The sequence below is a fragment of the Bradyrhizobium sp. CSS354 genome (assembly GCF_029051725.1).
Classification (GTDB): domain Bacteria; phylum Pseudomonadota; class Alphaproteobacteria; order Rhizobiales; family Xanthobacteraceae; genus Bradyrhizobium.
The window spans coordinates 577373-601112 of sequence record NZ_JAACFU010000005.1; the positions used below are offsets into that span (position 1 = coordinate 577373).

General features: G+C 64.6%; 24 protein-coding genes and 1 tRNA gene. 9 read left to right on the forward strand and 16 right to left on the reverse strand.

Features of this window, described 5'->3' with window-relative positions; translation table 11 throughout:
- Position 1 precedes the first annotated feature (1 nt).
- From GWG67_RS15640 to GWG67_RS15675, 8 genes are all read right to left on the reverse strand, one after another.
- Positions 2 to 892, reverse strand: a complete 891-nt coding sequence (locus GWG67_RS15640) for a crotonase/enoyl-CoA hydratase family protein (protein WP_085351100.1) — start codon at positions 890 to 892, stop codon at positions 2 to 4.
- Positions 893 to 1041: 149 nt separating this feature from the next.
- Positions 1042 to 2463 (reverse strand): amidase, encoded by a 1422-nt coding sequence (locus tag GWG67_RS15645; protein ID WP_275170170.1) that lies wholly within the window; start codon positions 2461 to 2463, stop codon positions 1042 to 1044.
- Positions 2456 to 3628, reverse strand: coding sequence for a M20 aminoacylase family protein (locus tag GWG67_RS15650; RefSeq protein WP_275170171.1), 1173 nt, complete (start codon positions 3626 to 3628; stop codon positions 2456 to 2458). Before GWG67_RS15650 ends, GWG67_RS15645 begins: the two co-directional genes overlap by 8 nt.
- 13 nt (positions 3629 to 3641) lie before the next feature.
- Positions 3642 to 5147: a M81 family metallopeptidase gene (locus tag GWG67_RS15655; protein WP_275170172.1), complete on the reverse strand. Its 1506-nt coding sequence runs from the start codon at positions 5145 to 5147 to the stop codon at positions 3642 to 3644.
- A 297-nt stretch (positions 5148 to 5444) separates the two neighbouring features.
- Positions 5445 to 7094 carry an ABC transporter ATP-binding protein gene (locus GWG67_RS15660; protein ID WP_275170209.1) on the reverse strand — a complete coding sequence of 550 codons (1650 nt, stop codon included), beginning with the start codon at positions 7092 to 7094 and terminating at the stop codon, positions 5445 to 5447.
- Between the two features lie 14 nt (positions 7095 to 7108).
- A complete protein-coding gene (locus GWG67_RS15665; RefSeq protein ID WP_247497687.1) occupies positions 7109 to 7996 on the reverse strand; it encodes an ABC transporter permease in 888 nt (295 codons plus the stop codon).
- A 20-nt stretch (positions 7997 to 8016) separates the two neighbouring features.
- Positions 8017 to 8958, reverse strand: coding sequence for an ABC transporter permease (locus tag GWG67_RS15670; protein WP_275170173.1), 942 nt, complete (start codon positions 8956 to 8958; stop codon positions 8017 to 8019).
- Between the two features lie 168 nt (positions 8959 to 9126).
- Entirely contained in the window at positions 9127 to 10257 is a 1131-nt protein-coding gene (locus GWG67_RS15675) for a M20/M25/M40 family metallo-hydrolase (protein ID WP_275170174.1), read from the reverse strand.
- A 269-nt stretch (positions 10258 to 10526) separates the two neighbouring features.
- On the opposite strand from GWG67_RS15675, the gene GWG67_RS15680 reads away from it, so the two are divergent.
- On the forward strand, positions 10527 to 12134 hold the full coding sequence (locus GWG67_RS15680; protein ID WP_275170175.1) for an ABC transporter substrate-binding protein: 1608 nt from the start codon (positions 10527 to 10529) through the stop codon (positions 12132 to 12134).
- Positions 12135 to 12222: 88 nt separating this feature from the next.
- Here the strand turns inward: GWG67_RS15680 and GWG67_RS15685 are convergent, their stop codons facing one another.
- The 3 genes from GWG67_RS15685 to GWG67_RS15695 all read right to left on the reverse strand — a co-directional run bounded on the left by GWG67_RS15685 (position 12223) and on the right by GWG67_RS15695 (position 13915).
- Entirely contained in the window at positions 12223 to 12366 is a 144-nt protein-coding gene (locus GWG67_RS15685) for a hypothetical protein (protein ID WP_275170177.1), read from the reverse strand.
- Between the two features lie 53 nt (positions 12367 to 12419).
- Positions 12420 to 13670 carry a multidrug effflux MFS transporter gene (locus GWG67_RS15690; protein WP_275170178.1) on the reverse strand — a complete coding sequence of 417 codons (1251 nt, stop codon included), beginning with the start codon at positions 13668 to 13670 and terminating at the stop codon, positions 12420 to 12422.
- A 156-nt stretch (positions 13671 to 13826) separates the two neighbouring features.
- A tRNA-Leu gene (locus tag GWG67_RS15695) sits at positions 13827 to 13915 on the reverse strand.
- A gap of 172 nt (positions 13916 to 14087) precedes the next feature.
- On the opposite strand from GWG67_RS15695, the gene GWG67_RS15700 reads away from it, so the two are divergent.
- A complete protein-coding gene (locus GWG67_RS15700) occupies positions 14088 to 14516 on the forward strand; it encodes a twin-arginine translocation pathway signal (RefSeq protein ID WP_275170180.1) in 429 nt (142 codons plus the stop codon).
- A gap of 15 nt (positions 14517 to 14531) precedes the next feature.
- Here the strand turns inward: GWG67_RS15700 and GWG67_RS15705 are convergent, their stop codons facing one another.
- Positions 14532 to 15734 (reverse strand): FAD-dependent monooxygenase, encoded by a 1203-nt coding sequence (locus GWG67_RS15705; RefSeq protein WP_275170181.1) that lies wholly within the window; start codon positions 15732 to 15734, stop codon positions 14532 to 14534.
- A gap of 19 nt (positions 15735 to 15753) precedes the next feature.
- Positions 15754 to 15999, reverse strand: coding sequence for a zinc-finger domain-containing protein (locus GWG67_RS15710; protein WP_007602543.1), 246 nt, complete (start codon positions 15997 to 15999; stop codon positions 15754 to 15756).
- 304 nt (positions 16000 to 16303) lie between these two features.
- On the opposite strand from GWG67_RS15710, the gene GWG67_RS15715 reads away from it, so the two are divergent.
- Positions 16304 to 17440, forward strand: coding sequence for a hypothetical protein (locus tag GWG67_RS15715; protein WP_275170183.1), 1137 nt, complete (start codon positions 16304 to 16306; stop codon positions 17438 to 17440).
- 34 nt (positions 17441 to 17474) lie between these two features.
- A complete protein-coding gene (locus tag GWG67_RS15720; RefSeq protein WP_275170211.1) occupies positions 17475 to 18230 on the forward strand; it encodes an alpha/beta fold hydrolase in 756 nt (251 codons plus the stop codon).
- On the opposite strand, the gene GWG67_RS15725 is transcribed toward GWG67_RS15720, so the two are convergent.
- Positions 18216 to 19589, reverse strand: coding sequence for a hypothetical protein (locus GWG67_RS15725; RefSeq protein ID WP_275170184.1), 1374 nt, complete (start codon positions 19587 to 19589; stop codon positions 18216 to 18218). The two genes, GWG67_RS15720 and GWG67_RS15725, sit on opposite strands and share 15 nt — an antisense overlap.
- 275 nt (positions 19590 to 19864) lie before the next feature.
- Here GWG67_RS15725 and cysE point away from each other — a divergent pair, with 275 nt between their 5' ends.
- Together cysE and GWG67_RS15735 are read left to right on the forward strand one after the other, a co-directional pair.
- Entirely contained in the window at positions 19865 to 20689 is an 825-nt protein-coding gene (gene cysE, locus GWG67_RS15730) for a serine O-acetyltransferase (RefSeq protein WP_007602549.1), read from the forward strand.
- 163 nt (positions 20690 to 20852) lie between these two features.
- Complete coding sequence (locus GWG67_RS15735; protein WP_007602550.1) at positions 20853 to 21071, forward strand: DUF3126 family protein; 219 nt, start codon at positions 20853 to 20855, stop codon at positions 21069 to 21071.
- A gap of 15 nt (positions 21072 to 21086) precedes the next feature.
- Here the strand turns inward: GWG67_RS15735 and GWG67_RS15740 are convergent, their stop codons facing one another.
- The gene (locus GWG67_RS15740; RefSeq protein ID WP_275170185.1) at positions 21087 to 21794 is read right to left on the reverse strand and encodes a hypothetical protein; all 708 of its coding nucleotides are present in this window, start codon (positions 21792 to 21794) and stop codon (positions 21087 to 21089) included.
- 221 nt (positions 21795 to 22015) lie between these two features.
- Here GWG67_RS15740 and GWG67_RS15745 point away from each other — a divergent pair, with 221 nt between their 5' ends.
- A complete protein-coding gene (locus GWG67_RS15745) occupies positions 22016 to 22345 on the forward strand; it encodes a hypothetical protein (RefSeq protein ID WP_007611845.1) in 330 nt (109 codons plus the stop codon).
- Positions 22346 to 22433: 88 nt separating this feature from the next.
- Positions 22434 to 22964 carry a gamma carbonic anhydrase family protein gene (locus tag GWG67_RS15750; RefSeq protein ID WP_275170186.1) on the forward strand — a complete coding sequence of 177 codons (531 nt, stop codon included), beginning with the start codon at positions 22434 to 22436 and terminating at the stop codon, positions 22962 to 22964.
- A gap of 2 nt (positions 22965 to 22966) precedes the next feature.
- Here the strand turns inward: GWG67_RS15750 and GWG67_RS15755 are convergent, their stop codons facing one another.
- Entirely contained in the window at positions 22967 to 23131 is a 165-nt protein-coding gene (locus tag GWG67_RS15755) for a hypothetical protein (RefSeq protein ID WP_275170187.1), read from the reverse strand.
- Positions 23132 to 23242: 111 nt separating this feature from the next.
- Between GWG67_RS15755 and GWG67_RS15760 the strand changes: the two genes are divergently transcribed.
- Entirely contained in the window at positions 23243 to 23542 is a 300-nt protein-coding gene (locus tag GWG67_RS15760; RefSeq protein WP_275170188.1) for a hypothetical protein, read from the forward strand.
- The last annotated feature ends 198 nt before the right edge of the window (positions 23543 to 23740 follow it).

Here is a 23740-nt window from a genome sequence, read left to right on the forward strand (position 1 = left end):
GCTACTTGTATTCCCGTTCCGTCCACCACGGGAAATAGTCCGGCATATCGCTCGATACCTTGTTCTTAAACTGAGCCGGGCGCTTTTCCAGGAACGACACAACGCCTTCCTTCACATCGTCCGAGCGGCCGCGAGCGTAGATGCCACGGCTGTCGACCTTGTGGGCCTCCATCGGATCGTCAGCGCCCATCATGCGCCACATCATCTGGCGGATCAGCGCCACCGACACCGGCGCCGTCTTCGCCGCAAATTCCTTGGCGAGCGCACGGGCGGTCGGCAGCAGATCATCAGGCGCTACGACCTTGCTGACGAGACGACCGGCGAGGGCTTCCTGCGCCGGGAAGACGCGGCCCGAATAGCACCATTCCAGCGCCTGCGAGATGCCGACGATGCGCGGCAGGAACCAACTCGAGGCGGCCTCGGGCACGATGCCGCGCTGGGAGAACACGAAGCCGAAGCGCGCGGCGTCGGACGCGATGCGGATGTCCATCGCGAGCTGCATCGTGACGCCGATGCCGACCGCGGGGCCGTTGACCGCGGCAATCACCGGCTTCAGGCATTTGAAGATGCGCAGCGTCACCTGACCACCGCCGTCGCGCACCTGGGAATCGCTGTAGTCGACCTTGCCGTCGGCGAAGCGTTTTACGGGCCCGCGCCGTGCGTCGCGATCAAAGGTGTCGGCGCCCGACGAAAGGTCTGCGCCCGCGCAAAACCCGCGGCCGGCGCCTGTGACGATGATGGCGCGGACGTCGTCGTCCTTGTCGGCGGCGTCGAACGCGTCGATCAGCTCTCCTTGCATCTGCGCGTTGAAGGCGTTGAGCTTGTCGGGCCGGTTCAGCGTGATGGTCAGGATCTGCTCGGCGACCTCGTATTTGATCGTCTCATACGCCATGGTGGTTTCCTTCCTTTTCTTTGTTATTGGTGTTGCTACGCAGCCTGCCGTCATGCCCGGGCTTGTCCCGGGCATCCACGTACTTGCTTCAGTGCAAGCGTATAGACGTGGATGGCCGGGACAAGCCCGGCCATGACGGAGTATGTAGATTACTTCGCCGGCGGGCCGGGCCAGGGCTTCTGCGGCCCGCGCAGGCTCTCAAAAGCCTTGGCCATGCCAAGCACGCCGATATCGTCGAAGCGGCGGCCGACGATCTGCACGCCGATGGGAAAACCCTTGGCGTCGAAGGCGCCGTTGATGGAGATCGCCGGATTCTCCGACATATTCCACGGCACGGTATAGGCGATGTGCTCGAACGGCTTCATGGGATCGTTGGTCGGCGAGGCCCACTCCGCCGGATAGTTCACGTTTGGCGCGGTCGGCGAGATCACATAGTCGAGCTCGCAGAACAGCTTTGATGCCGCCGTGCGAATTGCCATGGTCTGGTTGAAGCCACGGATGACATCGACGCCAGACAGTTTCGCGCCAGACTCGCCCCACTTGAAAATGTAGGGCAGCACCTTTGCCTGTTCGGCGGGCGTCAGCTTCGACAGATCGTCCCACATCCGTGCGCGCCAAAAATTGTCGAGGCCGTCGAGCATCTCGCGCGTGAGGATGCCGTCGACTTCGGTGACAACGGCGCCTGCGGATTCGAACGCTTTCGCCGCCTTCACGGCGACCTCGCGCACCGGTTTCTCCAGCGCCAGGCCAACGCCGGGATCGAGCATCAATCCGATGCGGAGTTTGCGCGGGGACTTCTCCAGCCCTTTCCAGTTGAGGGGCTCCGCGGGCAGGCTCGTGCCGTCGCGCCGGTCGGGTTTTGCGATCGCGCTCATCATCAGCGCGCAATCGTCGACGGTGCGGGTCATGGGACCGGCGACGCGGCCGACATAGGCGGGATCGATCGGCACGCGGCCAAAGCTCGGCTTCAATCCGACGAGGCCGCACCAGCCCGCAGGCAGGCGGACCGAGCCGCCGATATCGGTCCCGAGATGCAGCGGACCATAGCCAGCCGCCGCCGCAGCGCCCGCGCCGGCGCTGGAGCCGCCGGGATTCTTGGAGAGGTCCCAGGGATTGCGCGCGAGCGCATGGAAAGAGGACAGCCCCGAGGACAGCATGCCGTAGTCGGGCATGGTGGTCTTGGCAAAGATGATCGCACCGGCTTCGCGCAAGCGCGCGGCGGGTGGTGCGTCCTTTTCGGCCGGCACGAGCTTGACGTTCGCCGCGCCCAGCGGCACCGGCACGCCTTTGGTCGCGATATTGTCCTTCACCGTCACCGGCACGCCGTCGAGCGCGCCGGACGGCTCGCCCCCGGACCAGCGCGCGGTCGAGGCCTTCGCGGCCTCGCGCGCGGCATCGGGATCGAATGCATAGAGCGCCTTGAGGTGCGGCTCCCACGCGGCGACGTGCGCGAGCACATCTTCCAGCACCTCGCTCGGCGAGAACTGCTTGGCGCGATAGCCCGCGATCAGATCGACCGCGGAGAGATCGTGCAGCGAGGTGACTTCCTCTTCGACGCTCTTTTTATGCATGGGCACCCACCGGCATACGGGTCTCGATGATCCGGGCGAACATGCTGGCACCGATCGGCAGGATCTTGTCGTCGAGCACGAAGCCGGGATTGTGCACGGGCACCGAGCCGTCGTGGCCGACCCAGAAATAGGCGCCGGGAATGGTTTGCAGCATGTCGGCAAAATCCTCGCTGCCCATCTTCGGCTGGGCACGGGTAATCACCTTGGAAGGATCGACGACGGTGCGCGCAACGTCTTCGACCACCTTGGACTGCTCGACCTGGTTGACCAGCACATCGAAGGTGTCGCGGATGTCGACGTCGATCGCGCACTGATAGACGCTCGCGATGCCGGCGCAGATCGTGCGAATGCGTTCGCTGATCAAGGTGCGGACTTCTTTCGAGAAAGTGCGGATGGTGCCGCAAAGATGCGCGTCGCCGGGGATGACGTTGTATGCCGAACCGGCGTGAATCTGCGTGATCGAGACCACTGCGGCCTGCAGCGGCTCGACGTTGCGGCTGACGATGGTCTGGATCGCCTGCGCCAGCGTGGTCGCGATGATCACGGCGTCCTTGGAGCGCTCCGGCATCGCGCCATGCGCGCCGTAGCCGGTGATGCGGAGGTCGAAGAAGTCGGCGCTGGCCATCGCGGGGCCGGGCAGGATCGCGATCTCGCCGTGGTTGAGGTCGGGAGCGTTGTGCAGGCCGTAGAGCTCGTCGCAGGGAAATTTCTCGAACAGCCCGTCCTTGATCATCGCGCGGGCGCCGCCGAGGCCTTCCTCGGCCGGCTGGAAGATCAGGTGCACCGTGCCGTCGAAATTCTTCGTTTCGGCGAGGTAGCGCGCGGTGCCGAGCAGCATGGTGGTGTGGCCGTCATGACCGCAGCCGTGGAAGCGGCCGGGGATTTTCGAACTCCATTTTAGATTGGTGTTCTCCTCCATTGGCAGCGCGTCCATGTCGGCGCGAAGCCCGATGCGCTTGCCGCCCGAGCCCTTGCCCTTGATGACGCCGATCACGCCGGTGCCGCCGAGACCGCGATGCACCTCGATGCCCCAGCTCTTCAGCTTGTCCGCGACGATGCCGGAGGTGCGCACTTCCTCGAAGCCGATTTCCGGATGGGCGTGAAGGTCGCGCCTGATAGCAGTGAGTTCGTCGGCATAGCCGTCGATGCGGTCGATTGTGGGCATGTGTTCTGTCCAGTTAGCGTGAGGAAGGAGTGAAAACCGGGCCGTTCGGCTTGATGCGGATGCCCGGCCGCAGGCGCGTCCACGGCAGCGTAGCCGTGTCCGCGGGCATCGCGCCGGGGGCAGCGCAGATCATCAGCTTTTCCGCGATCGGCTCGAAATCGGCGCGGAAGTGCACCGAGCTCTTGTTGACCAAAATCTTCTCTTCGGTCGGCTCGATGCCGACATAGCGATACATCGCCTGATCGGCGAGCTGCGCCTTGTGCGAGCCCACGACGATTCGGACGTCGCCGATGCGAAGGCAGGCGGACGGGCCCATCTCCATCTCGCGGCCGCCATAGTAGGGCCCGGGCGCGATGAAGCGGCCGTCGGAGAGTTTTTCGACGACGAAGGTCTCGCGATAGGGCTCGTCGCCGGGAATGCCGGACTTGCCGCCGAGCGACAGCGTCACGGTGGCGCCGGCGCCGGCTGCATGCGCGGCCTTGGCCGATTCCGGATCATAGATTGCGCCGGTCGCGGCGCTGGCCTTGTTGCGTACCAGCGCGCGTAGCATGCCGGTGGTGTCGGAATCGCCGCCCGCGCCGGGATTGTCCTGGGTGTCGGCGATGATGATCGGCTTACTTGCGTCCTTCGAGAGTTCCATCGCGTGGCGCACGCCGTCGTCGGGTGACCAGATCTTGCCATCGAAATCGTCCTCGTGGCTTTCGATCAGCTTCACGATCGCATCCGCCGCGCGGTCGGCATCGGCTTGCGTCTTGCCATAGGCGAACACGCTCGGCCCGCAATCGCGGAAGTCGGCGGCGGGGAAGCCGGGCGCGAAGGACAGCGTCGGAACCGCGTCGCTCTCCAGCGCCGCAAGCTTTTCATAGATGCCCTTGGTGGGCTGATCGTTGGTGCATTGCCAGCTGATCGGGATCAGGAACGGCAATTGCCGGAAGGCCTTGGCGAAACGTTGCTTTGTCTTCAGAAGCAATGCGAGATGTTGCGCGCAGGCGCGGCCGGTCTCGGCCATGTCGACATGGGGATAGGTGCGGTAGGCGATCAGCGCGTCCGCATGCTCCATGATCTCGGGGGTGACGTTGGCATGGAGGTCGAGGCTGGTGACCAGCGGAATGTCCTTGCCGATGAGGCGGCGCACGCGCGCCAGAATCTCGCCTTCGCCGTCGTCGAGATGTTCCGTGACCATCGCGCCGTGCAGATCGAGATAGACGGCGTCGATCGGGCCGGCGGCTGCAATGCCTTCAACCATGACTTTCACGATGCGCTCGAAGGCATCCCGGGTGACATGCGCTGAGGGGCTCGCGCCACAGGCAATTGTCGGAACGAGTTCCCAGCCGTGGGCCTCGGCGCTGTCGACGAAACCGGCGAGGCCGACATTGATTCGGCGCATCACCTTCAGCACGTCGGGACCTTGCGTCATCGCCGGCCAGCCGCCGCCGTGCTGGAAGTCCGCGAAGGTCGCCTTCGTCGGAGCGAAGGTGTTGGTCTCGTGCAGGAAGCCCCCGACGGCGATACGTGTCATCAACTCAAGCCCAGCAATTGAAAGTCCGCGACGTTAGCCCCGTGCTTGCGGCGAGAGCAAGCCGGGAAGCAATCGCGCCATGCATGGCGTCAAGCCGTTTTGGGAATGCTGCGGATGGGGTGTTAGTTGGAGCCAAAGACGCCACCAAGTTCTCGGGGTCGTCCCGGCGAAGGCCGGGACCCATAACCCCAGGGAGCAGTTTGGCGAAGATGGATGTTTGGGATAAGCGCCACACGCGATGGATAGATCACGCGGTATGGGTCCCGGCCTTCGCCGGGACGACGCCGGAGCATGCTGCTATGCCGTGGCCGCCACGCCCTCCGACACCGGCCGGAAGTTCGCAAAATCCCAGCCGCGGCCCGGCGCTGCCTCGAGCAGGGCTCTGGTGTACGCCTCCTTCGGATGCGTCAGCACTTCGGCGGCCGGGCCCTGCTCGACGACGCGGCCGTGCTGCATCACCACGACCTCGTCGCAGATCTGCGCGGCGACGCGCAGATCGTGAGTGATGAACAGGATGGCGATGCCGAGCCGCTTCTGGATCTCATCGAACAGTTCCAGCACCTGCGCCTGCACGGAGACGTCGAGGGCGGAGACCGCCTCGTCCGCGACCAGCACGTCGGGATCGAGCGCGAGCGCGCGGGCGATCGCAATGCGCTGACGCTGGCCGCCGGAGAACTGGTGCGGATAGCGCCCGACCGCATCGGCGGGCAGGCCGACCAGCTCGAGCAACTCGCGGGCACGCTTCATTGCGTCGGCATGCGACACGCCGTAATTGATGGGGCCTTCCGCAATGCTTTCGCCGACGGTGACGCGCGGGTTGAGCGAGCGGTAGGGGTCCTGGAACACGATCTGGATCTTCTTCCGATGCGGCTGCAACAGCCGCCGCGAGATGTCCGAGATCTCGCGGCCGGAAAGGCGCACTCCGCCGGAGGTCGGATCGATCAGGCGGACGATGCAGCGCGCCACGGTCGATTTGCCCGAGCCGCTCTCGCCGACGATGCCGAGCGTGCGGCCCTTGCGCAGCGTCAGCGTGACCTTGTCGGCGGCGACGACTTCGCGGCCTTTACCGAAGAACGCGCGCTCGCGGTAGACCTTGCCGAGTTCGTTGGCCTCCAGCACCACCGGTTCCTTGGTCTCAGGCCGCGCCGCGCGCGGCACCAGGCTCGGCACCGCCGAGAGCAGGTTGCGGGTGTACTCCATGGTCGGATTGCGCAGGATGGAATCCAGCGTTCCGGTCTCGACCAGTCGGCCCTGCCGCATCACCGCGACGCGGTCGGCGATCTCGGCGACGACGCCCATGTCATGGGTGATGAACAGCACGGCGGTGCCGTGATCGCGCTGGAGGTCGCGGATCAGGGTCAAAATCTGCTTCTGCGTTGTGACGTCGAGCGCGGTGGTCGGTTCGTCCGCAATGAGCAGCTTCGGTTCGAGCACGAGTGCCATCGCGATCATGATGCGCTGGCGCTGACCGCCGGAGAGTCGGTGAGGGTAGGAGGCGAAGATGCGCTCGACCTGGGGCAGGCGCACCTGCTCCATCATGTCGAGGATGCGCTTCTTGCGCGCCTTCGCATCGAGTTTGGTGTGCGCGCGCAGGACTTCGTCGATCTGGCGGCCGACCGGCATCACCGGATTGAGTGCCGTCATCGGCTCCTGGAAGATCATCGCCATCCGGGTCGCGCGGAGTTGCCGCAGGCGGCGGTCGGTCGCGGTGAGAATCTCCTCGCCGACCAGCTTGACGCTGCCGCCGGTCGGAATCAGCGTGCCCTTCGGCAGCAGACCCATCGTGGTCAGCGAGGTCACCGACTTGCCCGAGCCGCTTTCGCCGACGAGGCACAGCGTCTCGCGCTCGTGCACCTGGATCGAGATGCCGTCGATGATGTTTGCGGCATTCGGCTTCTTGCCGACGGAGACGACGAGGTTGTTGATGTTGAGGATCGGGCTGGTCATCACTTGATCGGTCATCATTTGCCTTCCCGCTGCTTCATGCGCGGATCGAGTGCGTCGCGGGCGGCGTCGCCGATCAAATTGATGCTGAGGATGGCGATCGAGAGCAGCAGGCCCGGCCAGAAGATCAGCGTCGGCTTGAGCTGGAAGTACTGACGGCCCTCGGCCATGATGTTGCCCCAGGTCGGCGTTTCCGGCGAGATGCCGGCGCCGAGGAAGGAGAGGATGGCCTCGGTGAGGATCGCGGACGCGCAGACGTAACTGCCCTGGACGATCAGCGGTGCGATCGTGTTCGGCATCAAATGCCGCCACATGATCTTCGGCAGGGATGAGCCGACCGAGATCGCCGCTTCAACATAGGGCTCTTCGCGCGCCGATAGCACGACCGAACGCACCAGGCGTGCCACGCGCGGAACTTCGGGGATCGTAATCGCGATCAGCACGGTCCAGAGGCTGGCGCCGGACAGCGACACCACGGCGATTGCCAGCAGGATGCTCGGCATCGCCATCAGGCCGTCCATGATTCGCATCATGACGGAATCGACCAGCTTGAAGAAGCCGGAAACCAGGCCGATCGCCAACCCAATGACGATCGACATGATCGCCGAGCCGATGCCGATCAGAAGCGAGATGCGTCCGCCATACATGACACGCGACAGCAGGTCGCGGCCATAGGCGTCGGTGCCGAGCAGGAATTGCGCCGAAGAGGGCTTCAGTCGCTGCGAGGGCGCAAGCTGGATCGGATCATACGGCGCGATCAACGGCGCCAGGATCGAGATCAGCACAACCAACGCCAGGCAGATGGTCGCTGCCGCGATGATCGGCGTCGAGGTCAGGAATCCGAGGCGCGGCCGCAGCGGCGACGTGATCGGGATGGAGGACTGGGGAAGGGTATCGACCGACATTTTTGTTGTTATCCTTAGCCCTAGTACCGGATCCGGGGATCGAGCAGCGTGTAGGCGACATCGATCAGGAGATTGACGACGACATAGATCAGCGACGTCAGCAGGATCATCGCCTGGATCACCGGATAGTCGCGTGCCAGCACCGCATCCACCGTAAGGCGCCCGATGCCGGGGATGTTGAAGACGCTCTCAGTGACGACCACGCCGGAGATCAAAAGCGCAAAGCCGGTACCGATCACCGTGATCACGGGCACCGCGGCGTTGCGCAGCGCATGACGCATCATCACGGCGACTTCGTTGATGCCTTTGGCACGCGCGGTGCGGACGTAGTCCTCGCCGAGCACGTCGAGCATCGCCGCGCGCGTCATGCGTGCGATCAATGCGATGTAGATGAAGGACAGCGCGCAGGTGGGCAGGATGATGCGCTCGAAGAACGGCCCAAAACCGTTCGAGATGCTGCGGAAGCCCTGCACAGGCACCCAGCGAAGGTCGATCGCGAAGACCTCGATCAGGACATAGCCGACCACGAACACCGGCACCGAGAAGCCGAGCACCGACAGGCCCATCACGAAGCGATCGATCCAGGTGCCGTGCTTCCACGCCGCGATGACGCCCAGGGGAACAGCGACGATGACGGCGAGAATGATCGTCGACAGCGCGATCGAGATCGACGGCTCGACCCGCTGGCCGATCATCTTCATCACCGGAAGGTTGGAGATGAGTGACGTTCCGAGATCGCCATGCAGCAGCTTGTTCAGCCACGTGATGAACTGCACGATCAGCGGCTCGTTGAGACCGAGCGAGGTGCGGATCCGCTCGAGCCGCTCCGGCGTGGCGTTGTCGCCGGCAAGAATGGCGGCGGGATCGCCCGGGGTGAGGCGGAGCAGGAGGAAGACGAACAGCGCCACCACGCCCATCACAGGCACGGCGGCGAGAATTCGGCGAAGGAGATATCCGAGCAAGTTGGATCCCGTCAGATTAGAGTCAAATCAGAGACAGCGGCTGGAGCCTGGGGTTCTGCCATCAGCCTAACATTTCAGCAATTCCCATGCCATCCGGGCCACGGTTTTTGCAGTGCGGTCACCTTGTTTTGGTGACCTGGCCCGGTTTGGGTGACGTGGCTTGCCCCATTACTCGAGAGTCGCGAGCAGCCCCGCCATGAGCCGGCCGCGTTCGGCTAGACTTTCGACCTCGATATACTCTTCGAGCGTGTGGCCGTTGCCGCCACGCACGCCCAGGCCGTCGAGAGTCGGGATGCCCATTGCGCCGGTGAAATTGCCGTCGGAGCCGCCGCCGGCGCTCGCATGCGGCAGTTCCGCGCCGAGCGACTTGGCGATCCCGCGCGCCTTTTCATAAAGCGCCATGGTGCCGGCATCGGGCTCCCAGACCGGACGTGTCACGCCGCGCGTCACCTTGAAGGTGACGTCATTGTTTGTCCCGGAGAGCGCCAGCATCCTCTCGACGCCGCGATCGAGGTCGGCCTGGCGCTTGGCCATCGAAAGCGCTTCGCCGGTGGCGGTCGTGGCAACGCAATTGACCCATTGACCCCCGTGCACGACGCCGACCGAAAACGTGCAGTCTTCGCCCGTCATCGCGTCGATGGCGAGGATTTGCCGCGCCATCTCGCGAATCGCGGAGCGGCCCGCCGACAAGGTCGCGCCGGCGTGGCTGGGCCGGCCGGTCGCCTCGAGATTGAACCGCGCGATGGCGTAACGTCCGGTGGTGACGCCGTTGTCGGCGCGGCCGGGCTCGGGCACCAGCACGTATTTGTTGCGCGCGGCTTCCGCCTCGATGATATCGCGGGTGGAGGGTGTGCCGACTTCCTCGTCGGGCGTGAACAGCACGGTGATCGGCAGCGGCGTCGTGAACGAGGCGCGTGCCAGTTGGCGGATCGCTTCCAGCGAAAGATAATTGCCGCCCTTCATATCGTAGATGCCGGGTCCGTAGCACTTGCTGCCCTCGCGCCGCCATTTCAGCTTCTCGATGGTGCCCGTTGGGTGGACGGTATCCATGTGTCCGGCAATCAGGATGCCGGGCTCGCCTTGGTTCGGATGCGGAAAGCGCGCCCGGATCACGCCGCCAAAACCCTGGCGGCCGGCGATGCGCTCGATCGTCGCACCCATGATCGCCATCTCCCGCGCCGCGATATCGAGCATGCGGTTCACGGCGCTCGCGTCCCAGGTCGGGCTTTCGCATTCCACCCAGCCGCGCAGGCCCTGGAGCATCGCTTCGGAATCGAAAGGAAGATTGGCTGGATTCATCTCAATGTCTCTCGGGCTTCGGAACATGGAACGCGGATTGCATTGGCGTGGAGCAAGACAGGCGGAGAGCGTTGTAGAGCCAAACCGATCCTTGTGGAGCCCGTGCGCGCGCCGCTTGGGCTTGCAGCGAAACCGGATTGACGCGCTCGGCACTGTCTGCAAGTCTCGAAAAGATAAAGGCATTGCATGAGGTTAGTTCGCCTAAAGAACGAACCGGATGCTCAATCGATAACCTGCCTTTGAACAGTTTCACGTCAGGAGAACTTTTTATGTTTAAGTTGATGCGCCGGGGGCCTCGCGCGTTCGCCTCCAAACTTGCGCTGTCGGTCGTCGCGCTTTCGACCGCACTGGCCTCGCCGGTGCTTGCGGCCGGCAAGACCATCACCGCGGTGATGCACTCGGATCTGCGCATCATCGATCCGATCTTCACCACGGCCTACATCACGCGCGACCATGGCTACATGATCTACGACACGCTCGTGGCGCCCGATTCGAACTTCAAGATCCAGCCGCAGATGGCGGACTGGAAGATCTCCGACGACAAGCTCACCTACACGTTCACCCTGCGCGACGGCCTGAAGTGGCATGACGGTGCGCCGGTGACGGCGGAGGACTGCGTTGCCTCGCTCAAGCGCTGGGCCGCAGTCGACGGCATGGGTCAGAAACTGCTCGACTTCACTGCGAGCATCGAAGCGACCGATGCCAAGACCATCACGCTGAAGCTGAAGGAGCCCTACGGCCTCGTGCTTGACTCGATCGGCAAGCCGTCCTCCCGCGTTGCCTTCATGATGCCGAAGCGCCTCGCCGAGACGCCGCCGGACAAGCAGATCCCCGAGCAGATCGGCTCGGGTCCTTTCAAGTTCGTGCAGTCGGAATTCCAGCCGGGCGTGAAGGCGGTCTACGTCAAGAACAACGACTACATGCCGCGCAAGGAGCCGTCGAGCTGGACCTCCGGCGGCAAGGTGGTGAAGGTCGACCGCGTCGAGTGGATCACCATGCCGGACTCGCAGACCGCGGTGAACGCGTTGCAGTCGGGCGACATCGACTTCATGGAAAATCTGCCCTACGACATGCTGCCGTTGCTGGAGGCGAATAAGGAGATCACCATCGAGGTCTCCAACAAGTTCGGTTTCCAGACGCTCGGCCGGATGAACTTCCTTCATCCGCCGTTCGATAATGTCAAAGTGCGCCGTGCTGCCTTTCTGGCGATAAACCAGAAGGACGTTCTCGACGCGCTCGTCGGCAACGCCAAATATCAGAAGATTTGTGGTGCCTTCTTCGTGTGCGATACGCCGTTCGCGACCGAAGTCGGCGGGGAGACGCTGGTGAAGGGCAACGGCATGGCCGAAGCCAAGAAGGCGCTCGCCGAGTCCGGCTATGACGGCACCCCGATCGTGATCATGGCCCCCGGCGATGTCACCACGCTGAAGGCGCAGCCGATCGTTGCGGCTCAGTTGCTGCGTGAGGCAGGCTTCAAAGTCGACCTGCAAGCGACCGATTGGCAGACGGTGGTGAGCCGTCGCGCCAGCCAGAAGCCTCCGAAGGAGGGCGGCTGGAACATGTTCTTCACGAACTGGGTCGCGGCCGACGTCTCCAACCCGATCGCCAATCTCTCGATCGGCGGCCAGGGCAAGAAGGGTTGGTTCGGCTGGGCCGAGAACGCCAAGATCGAAAAGCTCAAGGACGACTTCGTTCGCGCCGCCTCGCTCGACGATCAGAAGAAGATCGCTGCTGACATCCAGAAGGAAGCCTATGAGCAGGTGATCTACATCCCGCTGGGGCAGTATCTCCTGCCGAGCGGCTGGCGCAAATCGCTGACCGGCGTGCTCGACGGTCCCGCGACCCCGTTGTTCTGGAACGTCGACAAGTCGGAGTAGGGCGAAGGCTCCTGGTCTGAAAAGAGAAACGGCGCCGTGGATCTCTCCGCGGCGCCGTTTCCATGAGGCGGTACTGGCTCGACCTCTTCTAGCAGTGGCTGTCGCGCAGCTGCTCGAGCCCTTCACCTGCGAACGGCAGGCTTCTGTCCGGCTGCTGCTCAGAAACCGGTTGCCGCGGGGCGGGCCGCTCGATCTCGCGCGCGGGCTGATCGAATCTGCTCTCTTGTTCCATCTCGCCTTCCTCTCGAATGCTGCAGTACAACATCGAGAGCGCCGCCAGGTTCCTCAGCCGATGGCGCGATGATGCGGCTTGAACAGCCGTCCCCTCTCCACCACCAGCACGATCGCGAGCGCGGCGAGTGACGACGCGAAGAAGCCGACCGAGAACGGCAGCAGCGTGCCGTCGAAGCTTTGTCCGATCGCCATGCCGACGGCGATGCCGATCAGCGTGGTGATCGAGCCGTAGAGCGAGGACGCAGTGCCGGCGATGTGGCCCTGCGGCTCCATGGCGAGTGCGGTGAAGTTGGCAACCATCATGCCGAACGAGAACATCATGAGTGCCGAGAGCACCATGAACAGGGGAAGCGGCAACGCGCCGAGGCTTTCGGTCAGCAGCATTACGCCCGCAACCGCGGTGTAGAGCGTCAGCGCGCCGTGCGAGATCACGCGCATGCCGAGGGTCCCGACGAATCTCGCGTTGAGGAAGCCGGCAATGGCGGTGCCGGCCGCGATCGCGGCGAAGGCGAGCGGAAAATAATGGCCGAGGTGATAGATGCCGACAAAGACTTGCTGAGCCGAAAACACGTAGGCGAACAGCGCGCCCATGACGCTACCGGCGGCGAGCGCGTAGCCGAGGGTTTGGCGGTGGGTCACGGTCTGCCAGTAGGCCGTGAGCACGTCGGCCGGCGCAAGCGACCTGCGTTCGCTCTCAGGCAAGGTCTCCGGAAGCCGCAGCACGGACCATGCAAGCGCGAGCAGCCCGTAGAGCATCAGCACGACGAAGATGCCGCGCCACGCTGTCACCAGCAGCACCGCCTGCCCGAACGAGGGGGCGATCACGGGCACGGCGATGAAAATCATCATCGCAAGCGACATCACGCTCGCCATGCGGCGGCCGACGTAACAGTCGCGCACGATCGAGGTCGCGATCACGCGCGTCGCCGAGGTGCCGAAGCCCTGCAGTGCTCGTGCCAGCAGCAGCGTTTCGAACGACGGCGCAGCAATCGCCAGCACGCTCGCCACCGCATAGACCGCCATCCCGCCAAGCAGCACCGGGCGGCGGCCGAAGCGATCCGACAGCGGACCCATGACGAACTGCCCCGCGCCAAAGCCGATCAGGAAGGTCGACAGAACCAGCTGAAGATGGTTGGCGACGGGGATATTGAAGGCCGACCCGATATTGGGCAGCGCCGGGAGCATCATGTCCATCGCAAGCGGATTCAGCGCCATGATCGACGCGATCACGATAACGAATTCGGGGAAACCCATCGGTCGGTGTCCCGTGGACACCCAATCGTCGGCATTGACGTCGGACAAGAAGCTCACCTCTGATTTGAGGCCCTTGTCTACCTCCGATGCTGCGTTGCACAAGCGATGTTTCGGGATGGCTGGCAGACGGTACAGGAGCGGACAGAAATGATGAGGTATCAGTGCTCGCGGCCGCGGCCTCGGGGGGCATCCGCGCAGCGCTCGTGGTGCGGGCAGCCGGAATCGAACCGGCACAGTGCTTGCGCACCGAGGGATTTTAAGTCCCTTGCGTCTACCAATTCCGCCATGCCCGCTTGATCCGACGAGATCAGTCACTTAAGTCCCTTACCGGCCGTCTGGAATTGGCATTTGCAGGCCGGAAGGGCGGTTCTTCCTTAGGCGAGCCGGCGGCACAAGGCAAAGCCCCAATCCGGACATCTGTTGTTGCTTTAGGCATTCTCAATCGACGGGGACTATTAATCCGACATGGCTGCCTTGATCCAATATCGCCTGCGCGCGTGCTGCGTGGCCGTCGCGCTGCTCGTGGCCGGCTTCGTGCTGTCCGGCTGCGCAGGCATGAGCGAGACCGTCGCCCCGGCATTTGCCGATCCCGCCAGGTACGAATTGTACGATTGCAAGCAGCTCGAGGGCGAGCGCAAGTCGCTCGCCAACCGAACCGGTGATTTGCAGAGGCTGATGGACAAGGCACAGACCGGCGCGGGCGGCGCCGTCGTGTCGGAGCTTGCCTATCGCAACGAATACATCGCGGTACGCGGGCAGGCGCAGATGGCCGATGACGCTTGGAGCCGCAACAAGTGCCGGGAAACGCCGCCCGAGGCGACGCCGGCCGCCGCGCCGGCAGCCAATCCTGGCCCGATCAAGCCTGGCCCGAAATCGACACGAGCAGTGCGCTGAAACCAGCGCCTCGCATCAGGGCCGCCAACCGTAGATCCAGTCCTGCCGTGCCAGCATGCGTTCCGGGCCGAGGGCGCGAACCGCAAGATCGCGTGCGTAGGCGAGCGGCCCAGTGAAATGATAGATGCGGCCCTGCTGCCGCGCGGTCCGCTGCACCCGCCGCACGCGCGCCTGACGCATACGGCCGTATTGTTTCAGCGCAGCTGTGATGCCCGCGGTGCTCTCGGCGATCTCAAGACTCAAATGCTGCGCGAGCACCGCGGCGTCCTCGATCGCCATGCCGGCGCCCTGGGCTGCAAACGGCAGCATCGCATGCACGGCGTCGCCGAGCAGCGCGACCGGCCCTTTGCTCCAGGGGCAGTCGTCAGGCACGCCGAACAGCGCCCATTTCCGCCAGCTATCGACCGTGGCGAGCATCATGCGCGCCGCTGGCGGCCAGCTCGGCGCGGCGAAGGCGTCCATCACCTCGCGGGGATCGCCGGGCGTGCTCCAGCCCGGTCTGTTCCAGGTGCCCGGCAGCACCGCGACCACGTTGATCTGGCGTCCGCCCGCGATCGGGTAGGCGACGAGATGGGCATTCGGGCCCATCCAGAGCTGGACCCGGCGCGCGGTGTAGTCCTTCGGCAGTTGCGTCGCATCGAGCGTGCCGCGCCAGGCGATCAGCCCGGAAAAGCGCGGCTGCACCTCGGGAAACAGATGCTGGCGCACCGTCGACCAGATGCCGTCGGCGCCGATCAGCGCACTGGCGAGATCGCTGCGCCGGATCGTGCCGCTGCGATGGACAACCGTCAGCCCCTTGGCGTGAGGCGCGACGTCTTCGAAGGTCGCACCAAGTTTCAGGTCGATATCGGGATGGTCGGAGACTGCGCCGGCGAGGGCGGATTGCAAATCGGCACGGTGCACAACCCAATAGGGGGCGCCGGCGCGCGCGGCGGCGGCTTCTCCCAGCGGCATGCGCAATAGCTCGCCGCCGGCCCGCGCGCTCATGATCGAGACCGCCTCCGGGATCACGGCGCGCAGCTTGAGGCGCTCGGTGAGGCCGAGCTCGACCAGCACGCGGCTGGCATTGGGAGAGAGTTGCAGACCGGCGCCGACTTCCTCGAGCCGCTCGGCCTTTTCCAGTACCACGATGCGGAAGCCGCGGGCCGCGAGCGCAAGCGCAGCCGTCAGTCCACCTATGCCGGCACCGGCGATGACAATCGTTCGGGAGAGCGCCACCCCTGACCGATGGATGCGATCAGGCGACCTTGTCCTTCAGGACGCATTCCGGCGGACGGGCTTCGCCCGCCTTCAGGTCGGCGGCGAAACGGTACAGCGTCGAGCAGTAGGGGCAGATGATCTCGTTGTCATTGCCGAGGTCGAGGAAGACGTGCGGATGATCGAACGGAGGGTTGGCGCCCACGCACATGAACTCTTGCGAGCCGATCTCGATGACGGGGACACCGGCATCGTTGTGGAAGTGCGGGACGACATGGTCGGACATCGTACTCATCCTGGAGTGGCAATGGCGGCAGACACAATCACGACTGACGCGGCATTATTAAGGCGCCGCGGACCATACTGGCGGGTACAGATGATTGCTAGTCCAGCGGAACCGAAAGCTCCGCAATGCCCCATGCTCATTTGCTCATGCAAATTCGACACAATCTTGCGGCCTGAGAGAAGCCCTTCTTTCGTCGGGGACGTTGTGTCGCAATTTTGGCATACTATGTCTGTGGACGAGCGTAATTGCGACGAAAGACGAACCGTCAGGCGTCAACGATCTCAGGACCATCCAGGCTCTCCGCATGAAGTGGTTGCGAATCAGCACAGCGTTGACCGGTATCGTGGCTTGCGGCTTTATGCTCGCGCAGGTAGCACCGCATGCCCGCGAGGCCGGCGCGATTCTGGCCGCCCAGAACGATCCCGCCGCGCTCTCCGAGATCAAGCTCGACGCGCTGCTGCGGCACAACGATCGCCTGATTCACGACAACATCGAGGCCGCGCTCGCATCGGGCGATGCCGATCTCGCCGACAGTTTTGTCGCGTTGGCGCGCGACCGCAACATCGCGCTGCCTGACGACCTCCTGAGCCGTGTCAGCGACGCAGTCAAAGCCGAAAACTCCACCTCGCATTTCGCAAAACAGTTTGCCACCGGCCTCGTCACCGGCAGCGCGGACGATGTTGCGAGCCTGTCGGGAACCGTGGCCGGCGATCTCTTCGTCATCGGCGACATCAGGGACATCGTGCGCGAGGGCAAGCACCTCGCCATGGGCGAGGAGACCGATCGCCTGGTGCTGGGCCTCGCCGCCGCGGGTCTCGCGGTCACGGCCGTGACCTACGTCTCCGTCGGCGGTGCCGCGCCGGTTCGCGCCGGGCTGACGCTGGTGAAGGACGCGCGCAAGGTGGGCCGGCTGGGCGAGGGACTGGCGGCCTGGGCCGGCCGGTCCGCGCGCGAGGTCGTCGATACCCCGATGCTCCAGAACGCGGTTGCCTCCGGCTCGGTGCTGCGGCCGGGCCAGACCTTGAGCGCAATCAAGGCTGCGTTCCGCGCCGAGAAGGCTGGCGCGCTGGTTCGGCTTGGCAAGGATGTCACGCGCGTCGTCGAGAAGACCGGCACGCGCGGCGCGATGGATAGCTTGCGCATCGCCGAAGGTCCGAAGGACGTCGCACGCGCGGTGCGGCTCGCGGAAGCGCAGGGCGGCAAGACGCGCGCGATCCTGAAGCTGCTCGGCCGCGGCGCGCTGCTGCTGATCGGCGGTGCGTTCAATCTTGCACTCTGGCTGTTCGGTGCGGCCCTGACGCTGTTTGGCCTGTTGTCTTCGATCAAGGCGACGACGGAGCGCCTGACCCAGGCCTGGTGCGATCGCAGACGGGCGCGGCGACTTCGCCAGGCCCGGATCGCCGCCGAAGCCGTTCTGGCAAGCGCTGCCGTCTCGGCCTAAGGTACCTCTTCACCTCAAGATTGCGGAACTGATGATGCCGAGCTTTCACAACGGCGCCGTTGAAATTGCCTATCTCGACGAAGGCGAGGGCGATCCGATCATCCTGGTGCACGGCTTTGCCTCCAGCAAGAACGTGAACTGGGTCTATCCGACCTGGGTCTCGGAGCTGCGCAAGAACGGCCGCCGCGTCATTGCGCTCGACAATCGCGGCCATGGCGAAAGCGCCAAGCTCTACGAGCCCGCGCAGTACTCGATCCCGACCATGGCCAGCGACGTGCTCGCGCTGATGGATCACCTCGCCATCCCGCAGGCCGATCTTATGGGCTATTCGATGGGCGGACGGATGACGGCGTGGCTCTCCCTCAACGAGCCGCAGCGCCTGCGTTCGGCAATCCTCGGCGGCATCGGCATCGGCGGCCTGATCGAGGGCACCGGCCCCGGCGAGAACGTCGCGAAGGCGCTGGAAGCGCCCTCGCTCGACGACGTCTCCGATCCCGTTGGACGCACGTTTCGCGCATTTGCAGACCAAACCCGTTCCGACCGCAAGGCGCTGGCCGCCTGCCTGCGCGGCACGCGCGATCTCATGACGAAGGACGAAGCCGCGCGCATCGACGTGCCCGTGCTGATCGCGGTCGGCAGCAGCGACGACGTCGCGGGTTCGGCCAGCGCACTCGGCGCCATCATCCCGGGTTCGGAAGTGCTCGACATTCCGAATCGCGACCACATGCGGGCGGTCGGCGACAAGGTCTACAAATCAGGCGTGCTCGATTTCCTGTCACGCCGCGGCTGAGGTCTCGTCCGCCGCCTCGTCGCCGAACGCCCGCGCCAGCGCCATCAGCACCGTGAAGGTCGCAACCCACACCATTCGCGCGCCGTAGCGATCATGGGGGCCGGAGATGACGGCGCAGATGAAAGCGTTGCCGAGCAGCGCCAGAGTCACCGTCGCCGCCAGCAGCGTCAGGTCGTCAACCCGGCGGTTCGCGAGCGCATGGGCGAGCAGCGCGACCAGCGCCAGCATCGAGGCCAGCGCGACGGGCACGTGCAGCCGGTTGACGTAGTCGAAATTGACACCCCAATGCTGCTGGCGCGCGGCGCGCATCGGCGCGGCCTGGGAGGGAATATAGCGTTCGATGATGCCGCGGGTGTGCGGGATCCAGCCATTGGTGCCTTCGCCGGTCGCCACATGCAGGAATTGCTGGCCCATCGCTCGCAACGCCGCGCCGGCCTGCCATGCCGGATAGTCGGCGAGCGAACCCACGACGATGTTGCCCATCTCCTCGTTCATGCCTTCGAAGCGGCCGAGCGTGTTGAACATGCTCTTGCCCCACAGAAATTCGTCGGCGGTCGCCGGCAATTGGTCGCGATAGGGGCAGAGCTTGAGTTTTTCGCGTGGGCAATGGTCATTGAGATAGCGCGCAACGATGCCGTCCTGCATCATGCGGCCGAAGGCGACGCCGGTGCCGCCGGGCGTCCATGTCCATTTGCCCGACAAGGCATGGTTCGCCGACACCAGCATCAGGCCACCGGCGACGATGGTGAGGCTCGCTTGAGCCAATCCGGCGATCGGAAGCCGGCGCCCCAGCAACGGCCGCCCCATCCAGCCGACGACGCAGAGACCGAGCAGCACGCCGAGCGTGGCGCTGTGGGTCGCGGCGGCAAAGGCGGTGAAGACGAACAGCGAGCTTTTTTCGAGCGCCGAGGTCCGCTGCCCACCGATGACCAGCAGGAATAGCGACAGCACCGACAGGCCTGCAAAAATGTCGGTGAGCAACATGCTCGCGAGCCAGGGCAGCGCAGTCGACAGGATCAGGAGCAGGCTGATCGCGACGAAGCGGAATGTCTGCATCATCGAGAGCACGCGCAAGGTGAGCTGCAACAGCCACAGCGTCGCCAGCGACTGGACCGCGAGGTTGATCCAGAAACCAGAACTCTCACCATAGTGCAGATAGATGCCGAACACGGTGGAGCGGCTCGGGACGAGATAGCCCTCGTACCAGCGCGCCAGATAGCCTCCGGTATCCCATTGCAACAGCGGATAGCCGTTCCAGAACGCCGGCGCGATCATCAGGAGCGGCAGGGCGACCGCGGCGAGCCGCAGCCAAAGTGACCCCACGGCGCCCGCGCGCGCATGATCGGTGGTGATGGTCAAATCCGCTCCGTCCTCACTCGGACCATGCCTGCAATAACGGTTGATGCGGAATTCACCATTAGTTTGACGCCGCCCGGCTTGAATTTGGCAAAACCCTGACCATTTTGAGCCGACCTCGCGGCCCGGGGTGTCGGAAGAAACTGTTGTGATTCAACGCGTTGGCATGCCCTGGCGGGACAACGCACTGTTCACTCTCAGGCAAGCCCGTCAGGACTTTGTCGCCTAGACTGTGTTATAGAACCAACGAAACGAGCCAATTCGAAAGAGCAGATCTCATGGCAGTGCATCAGGTCAATCCGGGAGGAAAGCTCGCAACGCTTGATCCGATCTGGGATCGGATCCGCGGCGAGGCGGAGGACATCGTCCATCGCGAGCCGGAGCTTGCGACCTTCATCTATTCGACGGTGCTGCATCACAGCCGCCTGGAAGATGCAGTGATCCATCGTGTCGCCGACCGGCTCGATCACTCCGCGCTGTCGGGCGATCTCGTGCGCCAGACCTATGACGAGGCGCTGCGCGACGATCCCGATCTCGGCAACGCCTTCCGCGCCGATCTCGTCGCCGTTTACGACCGCGACCCCGCGACCTCGCGCTTCATCGATCCCTTGCTCTATTTCAAGGGCTTTCACGCCATCCAGACCCACCGCCTCGCGCATTGGCTCTATCTGAAGGGCCGCAAGGACTTTGCGTATTATCTGCAGAGCCGGGCGTCTGCGGTATTCCAGACCGACATCAATCCCGCCGCGCGCATCGGCCGCGGCATCTTCCTCGACCACGCCACCGGTTTCGTCTGCGGTGAGACTGCGCTCATCGAGGACGACGTCTCGATCCTGCATGGCGTCACGCTCGGCGGCACCGGCAAGGAGAACGAGGACCGCCATCCGAAAATCCGTCACGGCGTCCTGATCGGCGCCGGCGCGAAGATTCTCGGCAATATCGAGATCGGCCATTGCGCGCGCATCGCGGCGGGCTCGGTCGTGGTCAAACCGGTGCCGCACAACGTGACGGTCGCAGGTGTGCCCGCCAAGGTCGTCGGCGAAGCCGGCTGCGCCGAGCCGTCGCGCACCATGGATCAGATGATCAACGCCATGGGACTTTGAGGCGGGACTCTGAGATGGGACTCTGAGGCGGGACTTCGAGCTTGTCGCAAGGGGCGGATTTTCGCCCCTTTCGTCCCCAAAATTCTTTGGCAATTCATGCTGGCGGTTGGTCGCGTCTCGTCCTAAAACCCGCGCCAACCCAGATTTCGATTGGAGACTTGCCGTGGACGTCAAGGAAGTTAGGAAGCTCGACGCGTATCTGAAGCGCGTATTCGGCAATCCCAAGATTCGCGTCGTGCCGCGGCCGAAGAAGGATGATTCCGCCGAGGTCTATATCGGCGAGGAATTCATCGGCGTGCTCTTCGTCGACGACGAGGACGATGATCGCTCGTTCCAGTTCCAGATGGCGATCCTCGAGGACGATCTCGTCGATCAGGAATAACCGTCGCCACGAGTGTTAAGTTCGCGGCCCGCGCAACTGCGCGGTGAGCCGGTCCATCGCTTCCGTCGCATCGCGCCATTGCGACAGCCAGCTCCGCGGAAAGCGGAAGGTGAGGTCGGCGCCGCCGACGCGGCGTTCGGCGAGGCACATGCCGGGCGTCACCCCATCGCGCGTGCAGCGGGCGGTCAGCGCCGGACTTGCGGCAGAATAGAGATCCTCGCTGCCGTAAGGCGTGTCGGCGCGGAACGTCCGCATCGTCAGCCCGTCCTGGGGCATTGCCGCGGCCTGGTCGAGATAGCGCGGATAGATCGTTGCCGTGCGCTGCTCGGGCGAGAGCGCATCGCGATGCGCGGCGATCGACAGGAAGATGCGGTCGATCGGCTGCATCGCCGCATCCACGCTATCAGCGGTGACGTGCTTCGGCGCGCCCGGCGGCTCCAGCGAAGGGTACAGGAAGTCGAGGTCGATCCGCTCCTGCGGCCCGGAGTGGCGCTGGATCTTCATGCGGATCGCGGTGGTCGGCAGGTTGAACAGCGTGCCGCCGACGCTCACCGGCAGCTTGTCCGGGGCGCTCGCGCCGCTCGGGCCCCAAGTCGGCCACAACAGATAGGCGACGAGCGCGACGGCGCACACCGCGGCAATGCCGCCGAGTACGATCGGGACCACGTGGGCCCGGGTGCGCGTCCGGGGGGACTGAGGGGAGATTGCCGAAAACAGTGTCATGAGCCGCGCGAATGAGCCGGAAGTCGGCCGATGGCCGACGAATCAGCGGCGAATATGCCACGCGGCGGTGATTTCGCGGAGCGCTCACCGGCTGCAGGGAAGGGAGAGGGGCCTGCGTGGAACGGCCGGCGGCGTTAACCTTCTCTTAAGGATAACGTAGCGTTAACCGGCACTCTTTGTCACAGGAAGGCTCTGGCGTTGCGTAAGGGCGGACCGTTCCGATGACACCTGAAGCTCTCAATACATTCTTCTCGATAGGCATCGGTTTCGCGCTCGCGGGGGCGCTCGTGAGCGGATACCAGACGGTCGCACAGCGGCCTGCCGGCTTCGGTCTGTTGCAGGACGGCGTGGCGCCGAAGACCTTCGCGGCGGTTCCGTTTCTGGTGTTCGCGGCGCCCTTCATCATCATGCGCAACACCTTGCGCGGCAGGCAGCTGGAGAGCCGCCGCGTCGAATTCGTGATGATGGCGACCGTCATCGCCGGCTTCTGGAGCATGATGAGCGGCACCTTCTTCCTGATGACGCTCCGCGCGGCCGGCGTTCTGGTCTGATGCGCGCTGTAGGTCTGCCTGCGCGGCGGCCCTTTGCGTCGAGGCTGCCGTTTCGCTATGGCTGGGGTTGACGCGACAGGAGACCCTCATGGCGATCTACGAGCTCGACGGGCAGGCGCCCGATCTTCCCGCCGACGGCAACTACTTCATCGCGGAGACCGCCACCGTGATCGGCCGCGTGCGCTTGAAGCCAGGCGCGAGCGTCTGGTTCGGCGCGGTGCTGCGCGGCGACAATGAGTGGATCGAGATCGGCGAGGGGTCCAACGTGCAGGACGGCTCGACCTGCCACACCGATCTCGGTTTTCCGCTTCACATCGGCAGGAACTGTACGGTCGGCCATAACGTCATCCTGCATGGCTGCACCATCGAGGAGGGCGCACTCGTCGGCATGGGCTCCATCGTGATGAACGGCGCCAGGATCGGGCGCAACAGCATCGTTGGCGCCGGCTCCGTCATCACCGAGGGCAAGGAGTTCCCCGAACGGTCCCTGATCATCGGTTCGCCGGCGCGGGTGATCCGCACGCTCGACGACGCCCAGGTGCAGAAGATGGGCAGCGCGGCGAAGTTCTACGTCGCGAACGGCCCGCGCTTCACGAAAGGCCTCAAGCGGATCGGGTGAGCTCAGTTTCCTTCGGACTCGCGCGCTTCTATTGCGGTTGCGACCTTCTCGTGCCCCGCGGACCAAAGGGCATGCTCGTCGCTGCCGTCTTGGTACGGATTGGCTTCCGCCGGAATGTTTTGACGCGCCGCGCGTTCGCCTTCTGCAAAAGCATCGCGATCGTTCATCGTGACTGCGCCTTTCTGTTTCCGGAGCCTTCCCGGGTTTCAAGCTGATGCGACGGCATTTGTTCCGGAACCGGTCATTGCTGCGGCGGTTGACCGGCGAAGGAGAATTCAATGGCCAGATTGCCCACAACCCATTCAATCAAGACCGTGATCGTGATCTTCGCCCTTGCCGCGATGCCGGCCGTATCGTTCGCGCAAGCCACCGGCGGCTCTGCGGGATCGGCCGGAGGTGTGGCCAACTCTCCGGCTCCCGCGCCTGGCACCAACAGTCTGGGTACCGCCCAATCGTCCGGTGCGAATGCACCCGGCGCCACCACCGGGACCGGTGCAGGCGGGAGCACTGATGCCGCCGTCAACGCCGAGAACCGGCTCCTCGACAAGAAGCTCAAGAGCATCTGCCGCGGCTGCTGATGCTCGCGCGGAAGTGAGGCAGCGTGGCTGTCCCGAATGCCCAGCGGACGCTAGCTTGGTCCTGCTTTGAGCGTGGAGCGTGTCCACGCGGAGGATCGAGTGATGTTACGCAGGATGATGATGGCGGCGCTGGCCGTCGCGGCAATCGGGCTGTCGGCCCCACAGGCGGCCCAGGCGCGGGGCGGTTTCGGCCACGGG